This is a genomic window from Planomonospora algeriensis, from assembly GCF_977012225.1.
Map to the genome: position 1 here is coordinate 1 of NZ_CDRNDK010000427.1, position 5,257 is coordinate 5,257.

A 5,257-nucleotide genomic window follows, 5' to 3' on the forward strand; every position below is an offset into this window, starting at 1 on the left:
GACCGGGCCGACGGGGCACGGGACGGGCTCCCGCCGCCCGGTGCCCGCCCCTTCACGCGAAGGCCTCCTTCAGCCGCGCGGCCGCGTACTCGCGCGCCTCGGCCGCCTGGTCGAAGAAGCCGGGCAGGCCGAAGAAGCCGTGGATCGCCCCGGCGTAGCACCGGTACTCGACCGCGACCCCGGCCGCCGCGAGCCCGGCGGCGTACGCCTCGCCCTCGTCGCGGAGCGGGTCGCACTCGGCGGTGAGCACCGTCGCGGGGGCCAGGCCCGCCTTGTCGGCCAGGCGGAGCGGGGCCAGCCGCGGGTCGGCCGGATCCCCGCCGTACTGCGCCGCGAACCAGGCCATCTCGTCGGCGCCCAGCCCGAAGCCGGTGGCGTAGGTCCGGTAGCTGGGCGTGTCCATGGCGACGTCGGCGACCGGGTAGACCAGCACCTGGTGGGCCAGGCGCAGCCCGGCGTCCCTGGCCTGCCAGGCGGCCACGGCGGCGAGGTTGCCGCCCGCGCTGTCGCCGAGGACCGCGATCCGCTCCGGGTCGGCGCCGTAGCCGGCCGGCCGGGCGAAGACGTCCCGGACCGCGGTCAGCGCGTCGTCGGCCGCGGCGGGGAAGGGGTGCTCGGGAGCGAGCCGGTAGTCCACCGAGACCACCGCCGCACCGGTGCGCACGGCCAGGTCCCGGGCGAGCGCGTCGTTGCGGGCCACGCTGCCGAACACCCAGCCGCCGCCGTGGAAGTAGACGATCACCGGGAGCGGGCGGTCGCCGTCCTCGGGCCGGTAGACGCGCACGGGCACGCCTCCGGCGTTCCCGTCGCGCACGACCGGGAGCGGGACGACCGGTCCCCGCTGCTCGGCGAACCCGTCCAGGGTCCGCATCTCCGCGATCATCGCGGGGGTGATCTCGGCGAGGGGCGTGCCGAGATCGGTGGGGAAGAGCTTCAGGTAGGCCTCGGCCTGGGGATGCAACGCCATGGCCGCACCCTACTCGCCGGGCCCCGGCGGCCGGATCGCGGTGCGCGGCGGACGAACGGCCGGGACGTCCGGCGCACGGCGGCGACCAGGGCACGGCGGCGACCAGGGCACGGCGGCGCACGGGACGTCCGGCGCACGGCCCCGGCGGGGCGCGCTCAGTGGGCGGCGGCCTCGACCAGGGCCTCGATCAGGCGGTTGTCGTCACCGCGCTCCGGGTGCCACTGCACGCCGACCGCGAAGCGGTGCCCCTGCAGCTCGACTCCCTCCACGATCTGGTCGTCGGCCCAGGCCACCGCGAGCAGCCCCGTCCCGAGCCGCTTGACCGCCTGCCGGTGCGGCGCGGTCACCTCGGCCCGGTCGCCGAGCGCCTTGCCCAGCACGCTGGACACGCTGATCTGGACGGTGTGCGGGCGGCCCGGCTCGCCGTGCCGGTCGTGCCCGACCACGTCGGGGAGCCAGGGGATCAGGGTGCCCCCCTGGGCGACGTTCAGCACGTGCATGCCGCGCGCGACGGCCAACAGCGGCAGCCCGGCCTGCACGGCGGAGCGGGCCACGGCCAGTTCGAAGCGGTCGCGGTGCGGCTGGGGCCCGTCCAGGCGCCCGTCGGCGGCGGCGCCGTACAGGCCCGGGTCGAGTTCGGCGCCGCCAGCCAGGATCAGCCCGGACAGGCCCGCCGTGTAGCCGTCGATCCCGCCCAGGCCCAGGGGCGGGAGCAGCACCGGGGCGCCGCCGGCCTTCTCCACCGCCCGGACGTAGGACGCCGGTGACAGGACGGCCTCGCGGACCCAGGTGCCCCAGCGGGCGGCCTCGAGGTAGGCGGTGATACCGATCAGGGGTCGGGACATGCGTCCTCCAGGGCCATGCGCGGGGTCACGCCGCCCGGCGCGGGCGGCGCCCATCCCATCTCCAGCAGCACCCCCATCATGGCGCACAGTATTTGCCCTATGTCACACATCCCGGGTATCGGTGTCGTCTCGCCGGGAAGCAGCCTCCATCGCCGACGGCGGGGGGTCGGGGGCACGGAGGGCGTTTCGACGCACCCGACAATGATTGTCACATCGGTTTAATCACCACTATTCATGCGAATGCGATTCTTATTCGCTTATTCTCGGAAAACCGATCAGCTCGATCACGGAAAATGATCGTCCGACCACGAGGCGTTAGTTTCCGCATCATATTGGCGGGAAACGGTTGTGACGTTCAAGGGGTGATGGAAGACTCAAATTCGAGCGACCAAGGGCGCCGGGGCCGCGGGCCGCTCGTCACCCGGAACCGTCAGGGAGGTGGATCCGCACGATCGGGCACCGGTCCGGTCAATGAGGTTGGGTTCCGTCACATGCCATTGAATCCGCGTCTCGTCAAAGAAAGCTTCTCCGTCGTCGAGCCCGTCGCGGACAAGGCCGCGGCGTACTTCTACGGCCGCCTGTTCGCCGAGAGCCCGCACCTGCGGGGCATGTTCCCGCCGGCCATGGACGTCCAGCGCGACCGGCTCTTCAGCGCGCTGACCAGGATCGTCTGGAGCATCGACAGCCCGGACGGCCTGGCGTCGTTCCTCGGCCAGCTCGGCCGCGACCATCGCAAGTACGGCGTGCTCGCCGAACACTACACCGCGATCGGCAACGCCCTGCTGGCCACGGTCAGGCGCTTCGCCGCCGAGGTCTGGAACGCGGAGATCGAGGCGGCCTGGGTCGCCGCCTATACCGCCGCCGCCAACACGATGATCGAGGCCGCCGAGGCCGACGCCGGGGTCTCCCCCGCCTGGTGGCCGGCCGAGGTGATCGACCACGAGCGCCGTACGCCGGACATCGCGGTGATCACCCTCCAGCCCGGCCAGCGCATGCCGTACCTGCCGGGACAGTACGTCAACGTGCAGACCGCGCGCTGGCCCCGCGTGTGGCGCACGTTCTCCATCGCCAACGCCCCCCGCGAGGACAACACCGTCCGGCTGCACGTCCGGGCGGTCTCCGGCGGCTGGGTGTCCACCGCGCTGGTCGAGCACACCCGGATCGGCGACACCCTGATGCTCGGCCCGCCGGTCGGCACGATGACGCCCGTCGACTCCGGCCGCGACGTGCTGTGCGTGGCGGGCGGCACCGGGCTGGCACCGATCAAGGCCATCGTGGAGCACGTGATCGCCTCGGGCCGGCGGCCCAACATCCACCTGCTGTACGGCGTGCGCCACTCGCGCGAGCTCTACGACCTGCCGGACCTGATCCGGATGGAGTCGAGCTTCCCCTGGCTGCGCGTGCTCCCCGTGGTCTCCGACGAGCCCGGCTACGACGGGATGCGCGGCCGGGTGCCGGACGTGGTGGAGCGGTTCCACTCCTGGGCCGAGCACGAGGTCTACGTCTGCGGGCCCGCCGCCATGGTCGACGAGACGGTCCGGCGGCTGCAGTACGGCGGAGTGCCCCTGGCGCACATCCACCGGGACGTCCCCCTGGGCGAGCTCTGAGCACGTCCCACGCCCATCGGATCCCCCTCCTAGGCGACTTTCCGTTCGAATTCGGAACGCCGATCCGATAAAGCGTGCGATACGGCCTGCGCCGTGAAACCATTGGGCCGAAGAGACGAAGGGATGAGGAGACGACATGCAGGACGCACTCCTGGCCATCGGCACCCGCAAGGGCCTGTTCCTGGCCCGCTCCACCGATGGCGGCCCGTTCGAGGTCGAACCGATCCGCTTCTCCACCATCGGGGTCTCCGCGGTCGCGATCGACACCCGGGGTCCGGCGCCCCGCCTCCTGGCCGGCATCGAATACGGCCACTTCGGCCCGTCCGTGATGTGGTCGGACGACCTCGGCGGCACCTGGCAGGAGGCCGAGCAGGCCCCGATCGCCTTCCCCGAGGAGACCGGCGCGGCGCTGGAGCGCGTCTGGCAGCTCCAGCCCTCCCCCAGCGAGCCCGACGTCGTCTGGGCCGGGGTCGAGCCGGGCGCGCTGTTCCGCTCCGAGGACGGCGGGATCACCTTCTCCCTGGTGGAGGGCCTGTGGAACCACCCGCACCGGGCCCAGTGGCACCCCGGCGGCGGCGGGCTCTGCATGCACACCGTGCTGCCCCACCCCGGCGACCCGAAGACCATCGCGATCGCCGTCTCGACCGGCGGCTTCTACCGCAGCACCGACGGCGGCGCCTCCTGGGAGGCGGCCAACCGGGGGATCCGCGCGCCGTTCCTCCCCGAGGGGTCGCAGTACCCCGAGTTCGGCCAGTGCGTGCACAAGGTCACCGGCCACCCGGCCCGGCCCGAGCGGCTCTTCCTCCAGCACCACTTCGGCGTCTACCGCAGCGACGACTTCGGCGGCTCCTGGACCTCGATCGGCGACTCGCTCCCGTCCGACTTCGGCTTCCCGATCGTCGTGCACCCCGAGCGACCCGACACGGTCTACGTCTTCCCACTCAAGGCCGACATGGACCGCACCCCCGTCGACCACCGCTGCCGGGTCTTCCGCAGCGACGACGCCGGGGGCTCCTGGCAGGCCCTGAGCGCCGGCCTGCCCGAGGACCCGGTCCACTCGGCCGTGCTGCGCGACGCGATGTGCGCCTCACCCGCGGGCGTCTTCTTCGGCACCCGCGACGGCGAGGTGTACGGCTCCCGCGACGACGGGGAGAGCTGGTTCACCGTCGCCCGCCACCTGCCGGACGTGCTGACCGTGCGCGCCGCGCTGCTCTAGCCCTCCGGTCCGCGGACCGGCGGACCTCCGCTCGACGGCGGGCCGGTGGTTTCGCACCGGAAGCCGCGGGAAGGCCGTACGCCATGCCCATCGCGGATCACACGCTTCTGCTGCTGCTCGAAGGTTACGGCTGGCTGCCCGCCCAGCGGCGGCGCGCCCCCGGCGAGGTCGTGCACACCCGGGTGATGGGTCAGCGCGCCGTGGGACTGTGCGGACCGGACGCGGCGCGGTTCTTCTACGACGAGGAGCACATCGAGCGGCACACGGCCCTGCCCGGCCCCGTCAAGAGCACCCTGTTCGGCCACGGGGCGGTCCACACCCTCGATGGCGCCGACCACCGGGTGCGCAAGGCGATGTTCATGTCGCTGATGACGGACGAGGGCGTCACCGACCTCGTCGACCGCACCACCGCGGCCTGGGACGAGGCGGTCGCCTCCTGGGCCGGCGTGCCGGAGGTCGTGCTCTTCGACGAGGCCGCCCGGGTCATCACCCGCGGCGTGTGCCGGTGGGCCGGCATCCCCCTGCGCGACGCCGACGCGTCGGCTGCGGCGTCGGACCTGGTGGCGCTGGTCGACGGGTTCGGCGGCCCGGGAGCCCGGCACTGGCGGGCCCGGCGGGCCCG

The 5,257-nt window shown here is 73.2% G+C and carries 4 protein-coding genes and 1 pseudogene; 3 read left to right on the plus strand and 2 right to left on the minus strand.

Annotated elements, in window-relative coordinates; translation table 11 throughout:
- Window positions 1-52: 52 nt before the first annotated feature.
- Window positions 53-967, minus strand: a complete 915-nt coding sequence (locus tag ACWJ6R_RS29420; protein WP_449065350.1) for an alpha/beta hydrolase — start codon at window positions 965-967, stop codon at window positions 53-55.
- Window positions 968-1,122: 155 nt separating this feature from the next.
- Window positions 1,123-1,812: a gamma-glutamyl-gamma-aminobutyrate hydrolase family protein gene (locus tag ACWJ6R_RS29425; RefSeq protein WP_449065351.1), complete on the minus strand. Its 690-nt coding sequence runs from the start codon at window positions 1,810-1,812 to the stop codon at window positions 1,123-1,125.
- 491 nt (window positions 1,813-2,303) lie between these two features.
- Between ACWJ6R_RS29425 and ACWJ6R_RS29430 the strand changes: the two genes are divergently transcribed.
- From ACWJ6R_RS29430 to ACWJ6R_RS29440, 3 genes and pseudogenes are all read left to right on the plus strand, one after another.
- Window positions 2,304-3,419, plus strand: coding sequence for a globin domain-containing protein (locus tag ACWJ6R_RS29430; protein ID WP_449065352.1), 1,116 nt, complete (start codon window positions 2,304-2,306; stop codon window positions 3,417-3,419).
- A 136-nt stretch (window positions 3,420-3,555) separates the two neighbouring features.
- Window positions 3,556-4,635 (plus strand): WD40/YVTN/BNR-like repeat-containing protein, encoded by a 1,080-nt coding sequence (locus ACWJ6R_RS29435; protein ID WP_449065353.1) that lies wholly within the window; start codon window positions 3,556-3,558, stop codon window positions 4,633-4,635.
- A gap of 83 nt (window positions 4,636-4,718) precedes the next feature.
- A pseudogene (locus ACWJ6R_RS29440) lies at window positions 4,719-5,257 on the plus strand (cytochrome P450); the annotation flags it as partial.

Coding starts and splice junctions, on each gene's coding strand:
- ACWJ6R_RS29420 (WP_449065350.1), bottom strand. CDS start 967: ATGGCGTTGCATCCCCAGGCCGAGGCCTACCTGAAGCTCTTCCCCACC.
- ACWJ6R_RS29425 (WP_449065351.1), bottom strand. CDS start 1,812: ATGTCCCGACCCCTGATCGGTATCACCGCCTACCTCGAGGCCGCCCGC.
- ACWJ6R_RS29430 (WP_449065352.1), top strand. CDS start 2,304: ATGCCATTGAATCCGCGTCTCGTCAAAGAAAGCTTCTCCGTCGTCGAG.
- ACWJ6R_RS29435 (WP_449065353.1), top strand. CDS start 3,556: ATGCAGGACGCACTCCTGGCCATCGGCACCCGCAAGGGCCTGTTCCTG.